This window comes from Streptomyces sp. AK08-02 (assembly GCF_033795085.1).
Classification (GTDB): Bacteria; Actinomycetota; Actinomycetes; order Streptomycetales; family Streptomycetaceae; genus Streptomyces; species Streptomyces echiniscabiei.
This window is the reverse complement of sequence record NZ_JARAZV010000007.1, coordinates 24,033-39,691: the sequence shown is the minus strand read 5'-3', so window position 1 is coordinate 39,691 and position 15,659 is coordinate 24,033. Positions and strand designations below refer to the sequence as shown.

General features: G+C 69.6%; 8 protein-coding genes. 5 read left to right on the top strand and 3 right to left on the bottom strand.

The genetic code is table 11. The annotated features are described in order from the left end of the window. Nucleotides 1–56: 56 nt before the first annotated feature. Together PV734_RS15715 and PV734_RS15710 are read right to left on the bottom strand one after the other, a co-directional pair. A complete protein-coding gene (locus PV734_RS15715) occupies nucleotides 57–3,356 on the bottom strand; it encodes a discoidin domain-containing protein (protein ID WP_319289942.1) in 3,300 nt (1,099 codons plus the stop codon). Nucleotides 3,357–3,574: 218 nt separating this feature from the next. Then, nucleotides 3,575–4,603, bottom strand: a complete 1,029-nt coding sequence (locus tag PV734_RS15710) for a LacI family DNA-binding transcriptional regulator (RefSeq protein ID WP_319091352.1) — start codon at nucleotides 4,601–4,603, stop codon at nucleotides 3,575–3,577. A gap of 229 nt (nucleotides 4,604–4,832) precedes the next feature. Between PV734_RS15710 and PV734_RS15705 the strand changes: the two genes are divergently transcribed. From PV734_RS15705 to PV734_RS15685, 5 genes are all read left to right on the top strand, one after another. Then, nucleotides 4,833–6,167, top strand: coding sequence for a sugar ABC transporter substrate-binding protein (locus tag PV734_RS15705; protein WP_319289940.1), 1,335 nt, complete (start codon nucleotides 4,833–4,835; stop codon nucleotides 6,165–6,167). Between the two features lie 91 nt (nucleotides 6,168–6,258). Next, nucleotides 6,259–7,227 carry a carbohydrate ABC transporter permease gene (locus PV734_RS15700; RefSeq protein WP_415924214.1) on the top strand — a complete coding sequence of 323 codons (969 nt, stop codon included), beginning with the start codon at nucleotides 6,259–6,261 and terminating at the stop codon, nucleotides 7,225–7,227. Nucleotides 7,228–7,255: 28 nt separating this feature from the next. After that, nucleotides 7,256–8,077 carry a carbohydrate ABC transporter permease gene (locus PV734_RS15695; RefSeq protein WP_319289936.1) on the top strand — a complete coding sequence of 274 codons (822 nt, stop codon included), beginning with the start codon at nucleotides 7,256–7,258 and terminating at the stop codon, nucleotides 8,075–8,077. A gap of 25 nt (nucleotides 8,078–8,102) precedes the next feature. Continuing rightward, nucleotides 8,103–10,046 carry a glycoside hydrolase family 127 protein gene (locus PV734_RS15690; protein WP_319289934.1) on the top strand — a complete coding sequence of 648 codons (1,944 nt, stop codon included), beginning with the start codon at nucleotides 8,103–8,105 and terminating at the stop codon, nucleotides 10,044–10,046. Nucleotides 10,047–10,132: 86 nt separating this feature from the next. Then, nucleotides 10,133–12,280 (top strand): glycoside hydrolase family 127 protein, encoded by a 2,148-nt coding sequence (locus tag PV734_RS15685; RefSeq protein WP_319289933.1) that lies wholly within the window; start codon nucleotides 10,133–10,135, stop codon nucleotides 12,278–12,280. Nucleotides 12,281–12,367: 87 nt separating this feature from the next. Here the strand turns inward: PV734_RS15685 and PV734_RS15680 are convergent, their stop codons facing one another. After that, nucleotides 12,368–15,568, bottom strand: a complete 3,201-nt coding sequence (locus tag PV734_RS15680) for a glycoside hydrolase (RefSeq protein WP_319289932.1) — start codon at nucleotides 15,566–15,568, stop codon at nucleotides 12,368–12,370. Between the last annotated feature and the right edge of the window lie 91 nt (nucleotides 15,569–15,659).

Genomic DNA, 15,659 nt, shown 5'->3' with positions numbered 1-15,659 from the left:
GACGAGTACGGCCGTACATCTGGAGCGGGTGGATCTGGTCACGCGAGCACATCCCTTCAGGGTCCGTACGCCTTGACTTCGAGGAGTCCGACGGAGCTGGTGCCGGTGGCGGTGAGCAGTACCCGTAGCCGGGTGGTGCTGACGGCGGTGAAGGAGACGGAGTTGTACTGGTTCTTCGCCAGTGCGTAGGCACCGGCGCCCGGCACGTCCGCGTAAGCGCTGCCGTTCCAGTACTGGAGCTTCCACGCCGAGGGCATGTCGATGCCCTGGTCGTCGTCGAAGAAGTACACGTCGGCCTTGTTGAGGGTCTTCGCGGCCGGCCAGGTCAGCTCGGCCCACTGCTGGCCCGTCTCCGGCCAGGTGCCCCAGCGTGGGTTGACCGTGTCGTTGGACGAGGGCGGATCGACCCCGTCGTTGACCGCGGCGACGCTCTCCCAGGAGGAGGTGTACGACGCGGAAGCGGTCGCGGAGGATGCCTGGTTGGCCGGTGGCTGCGGGGGCTGGACACCGCCCCGGTTGAACACCTTGACCTCGGTCAGGCCGGTCTTGGCGCCGGAGGCGTTGGTGGCCAGGACGCGGATGCGCTGGGCGGTGATCGCCGGGAACTGCACGAGGTTGTAGTTGGCGCGCGGCGCGGTCGGGGTCTTGGTCTGGCCCGGCGCGTTCACCCATGAACTGCCGTCGTAGTACTGGATGTTGTACGCGGAAGGCGCCCGGTAGGTCGTACTCGCCGGACGGCTGTCCTTGAAGTGCGGGCGCACCTCGTTGAGTGTGCGAGCGGTGCCGAAGTTCAGCTCGTACCAGTCCTGGCTGTTCGGGGAGCCGCCGGCGCCCCAGAACGGCTCGTTGGTGGGATAGCCGTCCACGGCGCCCGGGACCGAGCTGCCGGAGCCGGTGTACGAGGCCGAAGTGGTCGCCCCGGAGGCGATGTTGGTCAGGTCGGCGGTGAGGTCGACGCCCGCTTTGGCGAGCATGTCGACCATGCGGGGGCTGCTCTGGACGACCTGGTTGGGCGCCTGGAGTCCCGCGACAGCCGTGTTGTAGGTGACCGTGCCGCTGGTGGTGACGGCGCCGGTGGCCGGGTCCCAGGTGAAGGGCACCAGTGAGTTGACGGTGGCGGCCCGGCTGCCGTTGACGTAGATCGAGTAGCCCTCCGGGATACCCGGGTAGCGCACCACTCCGTCGGCCGGGTCGTCCCAGACGATGGACAGGTCGGCGCCCCGGTAACGGAGGTTGTTGACGGTGAAGTGGCTCCAGCCGATGTCGATCGGCGACAGCTCCACCTTGGCGTCGTTGCGCGGACGCAGGCCCGCGACGTCCTCGATGACCGTCCAGTTGCTGCTGCCCAGGATGTTGTGGTGGATCCAGGAGCGGTAGTTGATGGAGCTGCCGTTCCAGTCGGCCCAGAACTCGTTGGCGTCGGGCCACTGGGTGTTGCCGCCGACGTACTGCGCCCAGGTGTTCCAGTACAGGAGCTTCTTGTAGTCGGTGGCGTTCATCCACGAGTTGGGATAGTTGCGCAGCACCGACGAGTAGAGGCGGAACTGCACTGTGGAGTTGATGGTGGAGAAGTTGTTGGACCCCGGCTCCCCGGCGTCGGCCGCCGCCTGTTTGTCGACCTGGTTGGCCGTGTAGAAGGGGAAGATCGGGTACTGCGCCGGGTCGTCGAACAGCCGCAGGGCCTGCTTGTACGTCGCCGTGTTGGGGACGGCGCCGACCGAGAACGGGTAGTAGTTGTTGATCTCCTTCCAGGGCACCCACTCGTTCGTCGACTTGAGCCGGTGCTCGAACAGTTGCCGGTTGGGGTTCCACAGCACGTTGACGATGGCGTCCTTGATCTGCGTCGCGAGCGTCCGCATCTCGGTCGCCTTGGCCGTGTTGCCGATCGCGTCGTAGGCCTGCGCGGCGGCCAGCGCGCCGCTGTACTGGTAGGCGGACTCGGCGCGGTCCATGTTGCCGGGCTTCCAGTGGAACGAGACCGCGTCGGCGTCGTTGCCGGTCAGCGCGCCCCAGTCGTACTCGATCAGCTTGTTGTTGTCGTGGTCGTAGTTGGCGAGCTGTCCCTTGACATCGCCCTCCGCGTAGCGCGCCAGGTTGGCGGCGATGGCCGGCTGGCCGCCGTGGATCTGGTAGCTCTTCCAGGCCGCCTCGGCGATGTACTGGGTGTAGCTGTTGGACCAGTTCTCCGGGTCACCCGGGTTGTCGAGGAAGCGTCCGCCCTTGGAGGTCTGCCCGACGCTCAGCCAGTCCCCGTAGGCGTAGGCCGGGTCGCGCAGGTACTTCAGGTCGTCGATGTGCATCGGCTGGGTCAGCGCGATGGCGTTGTTGTAGCCGAGGACGCCCTCCGTCGACGTCGGGAACTGGAAGGTCTGCCCGGGGATGTCGGCGTCCAGGTTGTTGAAGCGCATCAGCCACCAGCGGTAGTAGACGCTCTTCTTGATCGCCGGCTCGGGTACGTCGATGTAGGGCACGTTCTGCGCCCACCACAGGTTGTAGGCCCTGACGTGGGTCGCGAAGGCGGTCGCGTTCGAGTAGCCCGCGTAGGCGTTGTACTCGGTGAGCGACTGGGGGATCTCGTCGGTGACGAAGCCCATCACCACCTTCGCGGTCACCGTGGCCCCGGCCGCGATCGTCACCGACCGGTTGAGGCCGCCGCTGGTGACCGTGAAACCGTCGCCCGTGATGCGGGGGCGCAGCGTGGTCAGGTTGTTGTAGGCGCTCGCCTGCCCGGTCAGCTCACTGCCGGAGCCCGTGGTGGCGTACGGCGAGGTCGCCCGTAGCTGCAGGGTGGTCGAGCCGCTGCCGTTGTTCTTGATCGACAGGTTGGTCACGGCCACGTTGTTCTCGGTGATGAACTTGGTCTGGTTCACCGTGACGGACCCGCTGGTGTGCACGCTGTTCCAGTGGCTGGGCATCTGCCGGCGCTGGGAGACCTGCTCGGTGAAGGTGCCGGGGCTGATCGCGATGCTGTAGGCGTTCTGGTCGTTGACGCTCTCCCAGTAGGCGACGTGGCCGCCGAAACCGAGAATCGCCGGGTCGTGGGTCTTCATGAACAGCGCCCGGCCCCGGCTCATCAGCCAGGGGCCGGCCGGGTCGTCGCCGGAGCGGGCCAGCAGCCGGTCCATCCAGAAGTCGGTGCCGGAACTCTCCGCGTCGTAGATGGCCTTCATCATGTCGCCGGTGGTCTGGGCGACGGGCGGGGCCGGGACCGCGGGGCCGGTGAACGTGGGGAACCCGATGGTCTGCGCCGCGGCGGCCGGGGGCGCGGTGAGGACGGAGGCGAGGGTGAGCAGCAGGGCGACGAGGAGGTATCTCGTGCGCCGACGTCGTGACAGTAAGGCGTGCGGTCTTCTCATCGGAGGCTCCCTGTCCCGTTGCCTGACAGACGTGTGGTCGCGATGGCGCCGACGTTCATGAACCCGGAGAGCACGGAAAACGGACCTGAAAGGTTTTCGCAACGTAGGAGCGACCTGATGATGTGTCAAGAGGGCTCGGTGAGACCCGAGTTCGCCGGGTCGGCTGTCCACCCGGATCAGGACACGGGTGTGGCAGGGGGTGCCGACACGGACTCGGTTCAGGACAGGGGCGCCGTCGAGCCCCTGATGACGACCCGGCAGGGCAGGGCCTCCGTGCCCGAGCGCCGTACCCCGCCGATCGCGCTGAACAGGGCGTGCGCGGCGGCCCGCCCGACCTCTTCGAGGTTCAGGTCGACGCTGGTCAGCGGCGGCCTGGCGCCGGAGGTCAGGACGTGCCAGTCGTCGAAGCCCATGACCGACACGTCCTCCGGCACCCGCCGGCCACGCTCGCGCAGGACCTCCATGACCCCGCGCGCTATCTGGTCGTTGCCGCACAGCACCGCGTCGACCTCCGGATGCCGGTCGAGGAGCAGCGCGGTGGCGGCCCGCCCCCAGCCCTCCGACCAGGCCCCGAACCGCGGTTCCTCGACGGGGGCCAGACCGGCGTCGGCGAGCGCGGCCAGGGCCCCTTCGGCCCGCTCGCGCGCGGCGAGATAACCGGGATCGCCGGTGATGTGCGCGATCCGGGTCCGGCCGCACGCCAGCAGGTGGGCCACGGCGATCCGGCCGGCGTCGACGCTGTCGGGGACGATGGACAGGTCGGCCGGATCGTCCGACGGGGCGTACGCGTAGACGACGGGAACCGGCAGTTCGAGGCCCAGGGACGGACGCGGATCGGTCCGGCTGCCCACCACGATCAGACCGTCCACCCGGCGCCCCAGCAACGCCCTGACATGGTGCTGTTCGCGGATCGCGTCCCCGCGGGCGTCGCAGAGGAACACGGCGACCTCGCCCGCGCCGAAGGCGTCCTCGGCACCCATCAGGATCGGGATGCTGAACCGGCCCTCCAGGTCGCTGGTGAGCAGACCGACCGTGCCGGTTCGCCCGGCGAGCAGGCCGCGGGCCAGCTGGTTGGGGCGGAACGACAGCCGCTCGGCCGCGTCGACCACCCGCTGCCGGGTCTCGGCGCGCACCTGGCTCCGGCCGTTGAGGGCCTTGGACGCGGTGGCGATGGACACGCCCGCCAGCCGGGCCACGTCGCTCAGTGTGGTGGGCTGCGAACGAGAGGGGCCGGTGGCCTGTGCCATGGGGTGAACTCCTTCTCTCGCCCTGCGTGCGTAAACCGTACGCGAGTTGTTTCGGTCCAGGAGCATTCCGCGTACTTCCACAGCTTTCGGTGGACGTCCGCGTCGAGCCTTCGACTTCCCTTCTGTGCAAGGGGATTGACGGGCAGTGAGCAGAGTCCCTACTTTCAGAAAGCCTTTTCGGTTTCGTTTCGGCGCAGAACCCAGCAGAACCCACACGAGGGGGATCGTTATGGGGAGCACGACCGGGCCACATGGACACGGACGTGGACGCCTTCGCAGACTCGCCACCGGTGCCGTCGCGGTTCTCGCCGCAGCGAGCCTGGTCACGGCCTGCGGCTCCGGGGACAACGGCTCGGACGGCGGGGGAGGGGGCGGCGGCGGAGCGGCCGGTGCCAAGGGCACCGACGACGGCGCCACGCTCACGATGTGGACCCGGGCGGCGACCCGGCCGCAGAGCGAGGCCCTGGTCAAGGCGTACAACGCGGGCCACAAGAACCGGATCGAGCTGACCGTGATCCCCACCGACGACTACCAGGCCAAGGTGGGTGCGGCGGCCGGGGCCAAGGACCTGCCCGACCTCTTCGCATCCGACGTGGTGTTCGTCCCGAACTACACCTCCAGAGGCCTCTTCGCCGACCTCACCGACCGTATCGACGCCCTGCCCTTCGCCGACAGCCTCGCCCAGTCGCACATCAAGGCCGGCACGTACGAGGACCGGAAGTACGTCGTCCCGCACACCCTCGATCTGTCGGTGCTCTTCTACAACAAGGACCTCTACCGGCACGCGAAGCTCGACCCGGAGAAGCCGCCCACGACCCTCGCCGAGTGGGACCGGCAGGCGCGTGCGGTGGACGCGCTCGGCGGCGGTGTCAACGGCACCTTCTTCGGCGGCAACTGCGGCGGCTGCGGTGTCTTCACCTGGTGGCCTTCCATCTGGGCGGCGGGCCAGGACGTGCTGAACAAGGACGGCACCGAGGCGACCCTGGACTCCGCCACGGCCAAGAAGGTCTACGACACCTACCGAGGCTGGGTCAAGGACGACATCGTCGCCCCCGGCGCCCGCGACGAGACCGGCGCAACCTGGACCGGCGTCTTCCCGAAGGGACAGGTCGGCGTCATGCCGATGCCGTCGACGACCCTCGGGCTGATGCCCAAGAACCTGGACCTCGGTGTCGCGCCCATCCCCGGCCCCGACGGGGGCAGGTCCACCTTCGTCGGCGGCGACGCCATCGGAATCTCCGCCACCAGCAAGTCGGCCGACCAGGCCTGGAACTTCCTCGCCTGGTCCCTGGGCGACCAGGCGCAGGTCGACGTGGTCGCCGCCCACAAGGACGTGGTGGCACGCACCGACCTCGCGTCCAACAAGTACTCCAAGGCGGACCCGCGGCTGGTGACCATCAACCAGCTGGTGGCGGACGGCCGGACCCCGTACGCCCTGAAGTTCGGCCAGACCTTCAACGACCCCAACGGCCCCTGGCTGAGCCTGATGCGCGACGCCGTCTTCGGCGACGGAGAGGACGTCGACAAGGACAACGACGCGGTGAGCGCGTCACTGGCCGACTGAAGGGACAGGGGCGCAGCCCCGTTCCTTCAGGGGCGCGGGGAACTGCGCGACCAGCCCCCACAGACCCGCAGACGCACGGCAAAGGAGGGCCATGCAGCTGAAGGCGGCCGACCCGACGGCGGCCGAACCCCGGACTCGGCCGAAACCCCGGGTCCCCCCGCCTCGTACCACCGCACCTCGATCTCGATGGCGGTCACGCAAGCTACAGGGCCTGGCCTACGCCACCCCCACGGCAGTGTTCGTCACCGTCTTCTTCCTGCTCCCCCTGCTCCTCGTCGGCCAGATGTCCCTCAGCGACTGGCCGCTCCTGGCCGGCGACCGGGGCGTCAACGCCCCCGAGAACTACACCGAAGCCATCGACACCACCCTGTTCTGGCCGGCGGTCCGCTTCACACTCCTCTACACGGGAATCGTCACGGTCGTCCTCCTCGGACTCGCGCTTCTCCTCGCCCTGCTGGTGCAGGAGTCCCGCCCGGGAGCCGGCTTCTTCCGCACGGTCTACTTCCTGCCCGGCGCCCTCGGCCTCGCCTCCGCGTCCCTGCTCTTCTGGGGCCTGTACAGCCCCACCACCGGACCCCTCAGCCGCATCCTGGAAAACCTGGGTCTCGTCGACGACCCGGTGTCCTTCCTCGGCACCCCGACCTCCGCCCTTCTCTCCACGGTGTTCCTCATCGTCTGGAAGTTCGCCGGGTTCTACATGCTGATCCTCCTCGTGGGTCTCCAGCGCATCCCCCACGAGGTGTTCGAGGCGGCCCGGACGGACGGCGCGAGCCGGGGTCAGATCTTCCGCTCCATCACACTGCCGCTGCTGCGCCCGTCCCTCGCCCTGACGCTGCTCCTGTGCGTGACCGGATCACTGCTCGCCTTCGACCAGTTCTTCGTCCTCACCAAGGGCGGACCGGACAACAGCACGGTCACAGTGGTCCAGTTGATCTACCGCGAGGCCTTCCAGCGAATGAACCTCGGTACGGCGGCGGCCCTTTCGGTGATCGTGCTCGGCGTACTGCTCCTGCTCAACGCCCTCCAGTTCCGCGGCCTGGGCCGCGCCGACGAGTCATGAGCCGCCCGCCATCGGAAGGGAGCCAACGGTGCTGACCCGCGCCCTCGGCCGTACGCCCTACTACGTCGTCGCCGGAGGACTGGCCGTCATCTTCCTCTTCCCCCTGGTGTGGAACGCCTGGGCCTCGGTCAGCGGCCAGCCCGGTACCGCGCAGGAGTCCGGCTACGGACTCGGCAACTACCGGACACTGCTCCACTACGACGCGGGGCTGTGGCAGTACTTCCTCAACAGCACCGTCGTCTCCGCGCTCACCGTCGCCCTGACCCTCGGGGTGTCCCTGCTGGGCGGCTACGCCTTCGCCCGCTTCGACTTCCCCGGCAAGAACCTGCTGTTCCTGCTGACGCTGGCCATCCTCATGGTCCCGTACGCCACCCTCCTCATCCCCCTCTACGTCCTGCTCGGCCGCCTCCACCTCCAGAACTCACTGGTCGGGCTGAGCCTCGTCCTCGCCATGTTCCAACTGCCGTTCGCCACCTTCATGATGCGCATCTCGTTCGAGGCGGTGCCCCGCGAACTGGAGGAGTCGGCGCTCGTCGACGGCTGCGGCTCGGCGGGCGCACTGCGCCGGATCCTGCTCCCGGCGGTACGTCCTGGGCTGATCACCGTGGGGCTCTTCGCGTTCCTCGCCGCCTGGAACGACTTCGTCGCCCCGCTGATCCTCATCTCCGACAGCGAGAAGGCACCCCTGCCGCTGGCCGTGGCGAACCTGCGCCAGCAGAGCATGGGCGCGGTCGACTACGGCGCCACCGAAGCCGGAGTGGTGGTCCTCGCCGTGCCCTGTCTCCTTCTCTTCCTGCTGCTGCAACGGCACTACGTACGAGGCTTCATGTCGGGCGCGCTGAAGGGCTGACCTACCGGAAGAAAGGCATCAATTGGTGAGCGATAACCGAGAGTTGTCGACCGTGCTGCCCGTGGCACCGACCCGGGGACGACTGCGTCCGCTGGGCCTGGACGAGGTCAGGATCACCGGCGGCTTCTGGGACCGGCGCCGGGAGACCAACGCCACCGCCACCCTCGCCCACTGCCGCGACTGGACGGAACGCGTCGGCTGGACCGGCAACTTCCGGGCCGTCGCCGACGGCCGCATTCAACAGGACCGGCGGGGAAGGGAGTTCGCGGACTCCGAGATCTACAAACTCCTCGAAGCGATGGCCTGGCAGACGGGCACGGGCAACACCGGCGCCGCGTTCGACACGGACATCGAGGCGCTCACAGAGGCCGTCGCCTCCGCCCAGGAACCGGACGGCTATCTGAACACCGCCTTCGGCCATCCCGGACAGCAGCCCCGCTACAGCGACCTCGAATGGGGTCACGAACTGTACTGCTACGGGCACCTGATCCAGGCGGGCGTCGCCCAGGCCCGCACACAGGGCGAGGGTGAGCTGACGAAGGTCGCCCGACGCGCCGCCGACCACATCTGCGCCACCTTCGGCCGAGGCGGCATCGAGCGCGTCTGCGGCCACCCGGAGATCGAGACGGCCCTCGTGGAACTGGCCCGGCTGACAGGCGAGGAGCGCTACCTCGACCAGGCCGCCCTTTTCATCGACCGCCGAGGCCAAGGCACCCTCGCCGACGGCGAGTTCGGCCGCGCCTACCACCAGGACGACTTGCCGGTGCGGGACGCCACCGTGCTGCGCGGCCACGCCGTCCGCGCCCTCTACCTCGCGTCCGGCGCGGTCGACGTGGCCGTGGAGACCGGCGACGAGGAACTGCTCGCGGCGGTCGGACACCAGTGGGAGGCGGCGGTGGCCCGGCGCACCTATCTGACCGGCGGTATGGGCTCGCACCACCGGGACGAGGCATTCGGCGACGACTTCGTCCTCCCGCCCGACCGCGCCTACTCGGAGACCTGCGCCGGCGTCGCCTCCGTACAGCTCAGCTGGCGGCTGCTCCTGGCCACCGGCGACCCCCGCTACGCCGACCTCGCCGAGCGGACCCTGTTCAACGTGGTCGCCACCTCGCCGTCCGCGGACGGCCGCTCCTTCTTCTACGCCAACACCCTGCACCGGCGCCATCGGGGCCCGGCACCCGCCGCCGACGCGCTCAGCCCGCGTGCCGAATCGAGCCTGCGCGCCCCCTGGTTCGCGGTGTCCTGCTGCCCGACCAACGTGGCCCGCACCCTGGCCCAGCTCCCCGCCCACCTGGCGACGGCCGACGACCAGGGCATCCAGCTCCACCAGTACGCCGACGCGGAGATAGCCACGTCCCTCACCGGCGGCCACGCCGTCGCCCTGCGCGTCAGCACCGACTACCCGTCCGGCGGAAACGTGACGGTACGGATCGACCGCTCGCCCCAGGACCACCCCTGGACCCTTTCGCTGCGCGTCCCCGCCTGGACGGAGGGCGCCACGGCCTACCTGGTCGACCCGGACGGGGCCTGCCGTACGGTCGGCCCGGGCACGGCCGAGGTCACCCGGGCCTTCCGCCCCGGCGACGAGATCCGGCTCGAACTGCCCGTGGCACCCCGGTGGATCGAGCCGGACCCGCGCATCGACGCCGTACGCGGCACGGTCGCCGTCCAGCGTGGCCCGCTGGTGTACTGCGCCGAGTCGGTGGACCTGCCCGGCGGTCGCGAGGTGGACGCCGTACGGGTGGATCCGTCCGCCGAGCCGGAGGACGGACCGGCCGGCACCGTCGTCGCCCCGGGCGAACTCCTCGCACAGGACGGCCCGGTCGACGCCGCGTGGCCCTACCGGCCGCTGGACCGGGCCACCGTCTCCGCCGCCGAGCACACGGGAATTGTCCTGGTCCCCTACAACTCCTGGGCGAACCGCGGCCCTTCGACGATGCGGGTGTGGCTGCCGACAGCAGAGACATAGGAGCGGGGAACTCGTAGCACCCGTAGCACCCGTAGCACCAGCGAACCGTGGTCCAGGCCCGCCGAACCCCACGATCGGAGCCCGAGATGAATCAACCACCCAGTCGCAGAGGCCTGTTGAGGCTCGCAGCCGCGAGTGCGGCCGCCACGCCGCTCACGTACGCGATACCGGCCGCGCACGCGGCCCCGGCTCTGTCCGCGTCAGCCACCGCGCTTCCCTTGGCCGCGCCGGCCACCTGGGCCGTCCAGCCCTTCCCCCTGGACCAAGTCACCCTGGGCGACGGCGTGTTCCGCCGTAAGCGCGATCTGATGCTGGAGTACGCCCGGTCCTACCCGGCCGACCGCATCCTGGCCGTCTTCCGCGCCAACGCGGGGATCGACACCCGGGGCGCGCAGCCGCCCGGCGGCTGGGAGACCTCGGACGGCAACCTGCGCGGCCACTTCGGCGGCCACTTCCTCACCCTCGTCGCGCAGGCGTACGCCGACACGCGAGAGGCCGCACTGAAGACGAAGCTCGACTACCTCGTCACCGCGCTCGGCGAGTGCCAACAGGCCCTGGCGGACCACGGATCGCCCAGGCCCAGCCACCCCGGGTTTCTGGCTGCGTACCCGGAGACCCAGTTCGTCCTGCTGGAGAGCTACACGACCTACCCCACCATCTGGGCGCCCTACTACACCTGCCACAAGATCATGCGCGGCCTCCTCGACGCCCACACCCTGACCGGGAACCAGCAGGCACTGACGATCGCCTCGAAGATGGGCGACTGGGTGCACAGCAGGCTCAGCCGGTTGCCCCAGGCGCAGTTGGACCGCATGTGGTCGATCTACATCGCCGGCGAGTACGGCGGTATGAACGAGGTGCTGGCCGACCTGTACGCCCTCACCGGCCGGGCGGAACACCTCGCCGCCGCCCGCTGCTTCGACAACACCGCGCTGCTGGACGCCTGCGGCGCGAGTCGCGACATCCTCGACGGCAGGCACGCCAACCAGCACATCCCCCAGTTCACCGGCTACATCAGGCTGTTCGACCACACCGGGGAGGCGGAGTACGCCACCGCCGCCCGCAACTTCTGGGGCATGGTCGCGGGTCCGCGGACATACAGCCTGGGCGGCACGGGCCAGGGGGAGATGTTCCGGGCGCGCAACGCGATAGCGGCGACGCTGGGCGACAACAACGCCGAGACCTGTGCGACGTACAACATGCTGAAACTGAGCCGACAGTTGTTCTTCCACACCCCCGACCCCGCCTACATGGACTACTACGAACGGGGCCTGACCAACCACATCCTCGCCTCCCGCCGGGACGCCCGCAGCACGACCAGCCCGGAGGTCACCTACTTCGTCGGCATGGGGCCCGGCGTCGTGCGGGAGTACGACAACACCGGTACCTGCTGCGGCGGTACGGGTATGGAGAACCACACCAAGTACCAGGACTCGGTGTACTTCCGCTCCGCCGACGGCAACGCGCTGTACGTCAACCTCTACCTCGCCTCCACCCTGCGCTGGCCGGAGCGCGGCCTCGTCGTCGACCAGACCAGCGACTTCCCGAACGAGGGCGTGCGCACCCTGACGTTCCGTGAGGGCGGCGGGAGCCTCGACCTGAAGCTCCGGGTGCCGTCCTGGGCCACGGGAGGCTTCACCGTCACGGTCAACGGGGTCCCGCAGCAGGCCTCGGCCGTGCCCGGGAGCTATCTCACCCTCAGCAGGAACTGGCAGCGCGGTGACCGGATCACCGTCTCCGCCCCGTACCGGCTGCGCGTCGAACGGGCCCTGGACGACCCCACCGTCCAGTCGCTGTTCCACGGCCCGGTCCTGCTGGTCGCCCGGAGCCAGGCCACGAGCTTCCGCACGTTCTCCTTCTACAAGGACTTCACGCTGCAGGGCGACCTCGCCGCCTCGGTCAGACCCGAGGGCCGCCCGCTGTACTTCACCACGCACGGCCTGACCCTGGCCCCGTTCCATGTCGCGGACACCGCCCGCTACCACGCCTATTTCAGGCGTTCCGAGCCCGTCGTCGTGTTCGGCACGGCCACCTCCGGCGTACCGAACCGCGCCCGCACGGACGGCCTGACCTTCCTCGACGTGCTCTGGGCGCGCGCTCCCTTCGCCGCACAGGGGGCCTTCCTGGACGCGGTCCGGGTTCTCGCGGACAGCTGGCAGTCCCAGGGCCTGTTCAGCCGGGCGGAGCGGGACGCTGTCGTCGCCGCGTCCGTCCGGGCCGGCTTGAGGCGCTGACGGCCGCACAACAAGGAGGAGGGAGAGGGGGAGGGGGAGGGGGAGGGGAACCGGTCGAGCGGCTCCCCTCCCCCTCTCGGCGTGCCCTCAGCGTCGTACGAGTGTGATCCCGTACGTCGTCGTCCGCGTGCCGTCCTCGGCGGTCACCGTGACGACGGTCCTTGTGCGGCCGTGCTCGCGGACCTTCTCGACCGTTACGTCCGCGTACGGGTCGCGGGCGGTCGCCGTGACCTCGGCGCGCGCCGGATCACCGGTCGCGACCCGGTAGTCGGTCGTGCCCGGGTCGAAGGACGCGACCGGCACGCCGGCCACCTCGACCGACGCGGCGGCCGAGTCCGAGGAGACGCCTGGAGACTTGGCGTACACCTCGATCTCGCTCATGGTCAGGTAGCCGCCCTGACGTGCCGTCATGACCACCCGCACCCCGGCGGCGGGACCTGCCGTCAGCGGTACGTCGATCACCGGCGCGCCCTCGGTCCCGACCGGGACGGGATCGCTCGCGTCGGTCCAGGTGTCGCCGCCTGCCGCCCGCACCTGCACCTTCAGGCTCGCCGGGAAGGACGCGCCGGCCCCGTCCCGGTAGAAGCGCGCGACGATTCTGCTCAGATCGCGGGCCTTCGGGAGCGTGAACGTGATGGTGTCGGAGGAGTTCTTGGTGTTCCCCGGCTTCCAGTTGGACCATGCCTTCTCGGTCGGGTCGCCGTTGCGCAGCTTCTCCGCCGAGTACCCGCTCTCGGTGAACGTGGCGGCGACGGAGACGTCCGGGTCGGGCGCGATGTTCGTCGTCACCGGTGCCGTGACCTGGACGCGGACGGCCGCGTCGGCGGTCCCGCCGCCGACGATCCGGGCGGTGCCGTGCAGCGTGACGGTCCCGGTCGTGTCGAACGCGCCCTCGGGAGCCGGGTCCCAGGTGACCGGCAGGTCGGTCCGGCCGCCGTTCCTGCCGACGCCGACGACCGTCGCGGGCAGGTCAGGGCGCCCGCCCACGTACGTCTTGGCTCGGCCGGGCAGGGTCGAGGCGATCGTGTCGACGGTGACGACCGCCTTCGCGGCGATCGTGTGTCCGAGCGCGTCGGTCGCCTCACCCCTGACCCGCACGGTCCCGGGCTTGCTCCAGGCGCGGTCCGACGGCAGGTCCCACACGACGGGGAGGGCGCCGCGCGCACCGTCCCGGAACACCGGCGTCACCGTCTTCGGCAGCTCGGGGCGCAGCCTCGGGACGGTGAACGTCTTCGCGGGCTCGGTGCCCAGCACCGTCTCGTCGGTCACGGCCCAGCGCTGGTTGTCCGCCGAGGTCGGGGTGTACGTCGACACCTTCGTGCCGTCTGCCGAGGACTGCCCGGTGACGTCGAGCAGTCGGCCGGTGGCGGCGTTGACGAAGGTCCAGGAGCCGTCCCCGGTGGTCGACAGGAGCCACTGGGCGGCGCTGTCGGGTTCGCCGGTCGCCGGGTCCGGGCTTTCCAGGACGGCCACGTTGTCGCGCACGGCGAGCCGCTTTCCGGTGGTGGCGCCGGTGAGGGCGTAGCGTTCGCGGTTGTCGGTACCCGGGGTCAACTGCCGTACGGACCAGAGCTGTTGCGGGTTGGCGGCGTCGGTCGTGCGAATGACGACGCCGCTGCCGTCGTCCGACGGGGTGAGCGACCTGCCGCTCTGGGTGCCCTGGAGCCGGTAGACGTGGCCGGGCTGCACGAGGGCGGCGTCCTTCGCCACGCCGCTGACGCCCGAGACCAGGAAGGTCGTGACCGACTTCGCGGGGACGGTGAGCGTCGCCGACCGGTCGGTCACCCGGACCGGTGTGCCCCGGACGAGCGCGCCGTCGGCGCTCGTGACGACGGGCGTGACGGTGGCCTTCCCCGTCACCCTGCCGAAGCGCGAGAGGTCCAGGGTCACGGAACGCTCGGTCGTACCGCTGTTCACGTGCACGGCCGTCGCCGCACGGCCGGACGCCTTCACGGCGGCGACGGTGGACGGATCGTCGGTCTTCACGAAGTGGTCGCCGGGCCGGATGTAGTGCGTGAAGTTCCGGATGGTGTGGAACTTGGAGTTGGCCTTGACCGGGCAGGTCTCCAGGGTGTCCGCCGCCGTGCAGTTGAACGGGACGTGGATGCTGCCCCAGTTCTTGCCGGCCGCCGCCTGCGGGATCGAGTCCTCGATCGGCTGCCAGAACACCCAGGCGGAGGGCTCCAGTTCACGCATGTCGTCGACCATCCGGGTGGCGATGCCGAGTCCCGGTTCCATGCTCGTGAAGTCGGTCCCGGTGCCCCAGGTGCCCTCGACCTCGCTCATCCACAGCTTCTTGTCGGAGCCCTTGGCGATGTCCCGGGCGCTGGTGCGCATACCGGTGCCGTAGGTGTGCACGTTGAGCTGGTCGACGGCGGCCCGGGCGTCGGTGCCGTAGGCGTTCCAGTTCTGGGTGAAGATGCTCGGGTTGGTCTCGTCCATCGCGGAGACCGTCGCGTGGGTCTTCGCCCCGGCGAGTGCCTTGTCGAGGGCGAGGACGACCTTCTGCTGGAGCGCCGGCCCGGCGTGCGCGCCTTCCTGACGGCCGCCCGTGGGCTGGCCGTCGGCGCCCAACTGGGTACCCCAGTAGTTGGTGTTGGGCTCGTTCAGCGGATCGATGGTGTCGAACCTGATGCCGTGCCGCTTCTCCATCTCCTCGGTCACCCGCACCAGGTAGGCGGCGAACTGGTCGACCCGGTCAGCGCGGATCTGGTCGGTGTTCGAGTCGAAGCCCCCGGAGACGTACCCGCTGACCGTCTGGAACCAGGGCGGCGAGTTGCTGAACGCCTCCCAGGTGGTCACCTTGTCCTTGATCTGGTCCACCCACCAGCGCTGGTTCGCGTCGGCGTCCCAGTTCCAGTCGTCAGGGTCGTTCGGGTCCCACCAGTCCATGTCCTTCTGGGTGGTGCCCGCGGGGGCCTTCCAGAAGCCCTCCATGGTCGCGCCGGCCTTCATGTAGTTCGTGTGGACGCCGGGGGCGTTGCCGCCGCCGATGTTGTAGCGCGCGATGTTGAGATCGAGCCCGTCCTTGCCGAACAGCATGTCCACCAGCCGTCTTCGGACGGGCTCCGGATAGCCGCCCGTCGCGTTGGCGAACCAGACCAGACTCGTCCCCCAGCCCTCGAACTCCTGCTGCTGGTACGACGGGTCGATGCGCACGGTGACGGTGCTCCGCGCCGCCGCTTCCGCGCTCGCCGCGGGCTGTGGGACCAGGAGACCCGCGCCGAGTACCAGGGGGACCGCCGGGGCCAGGGCCCGGGCGATGCGATGGCGGTGCCGAGAGGTCACGGCACTCCCTTCCACAAGAAGGAGGCGAACAGAACCGAACAGAAGGAATCGAGCTGACGGCATGCTTGATGACAAAAATGAACACGTCAAG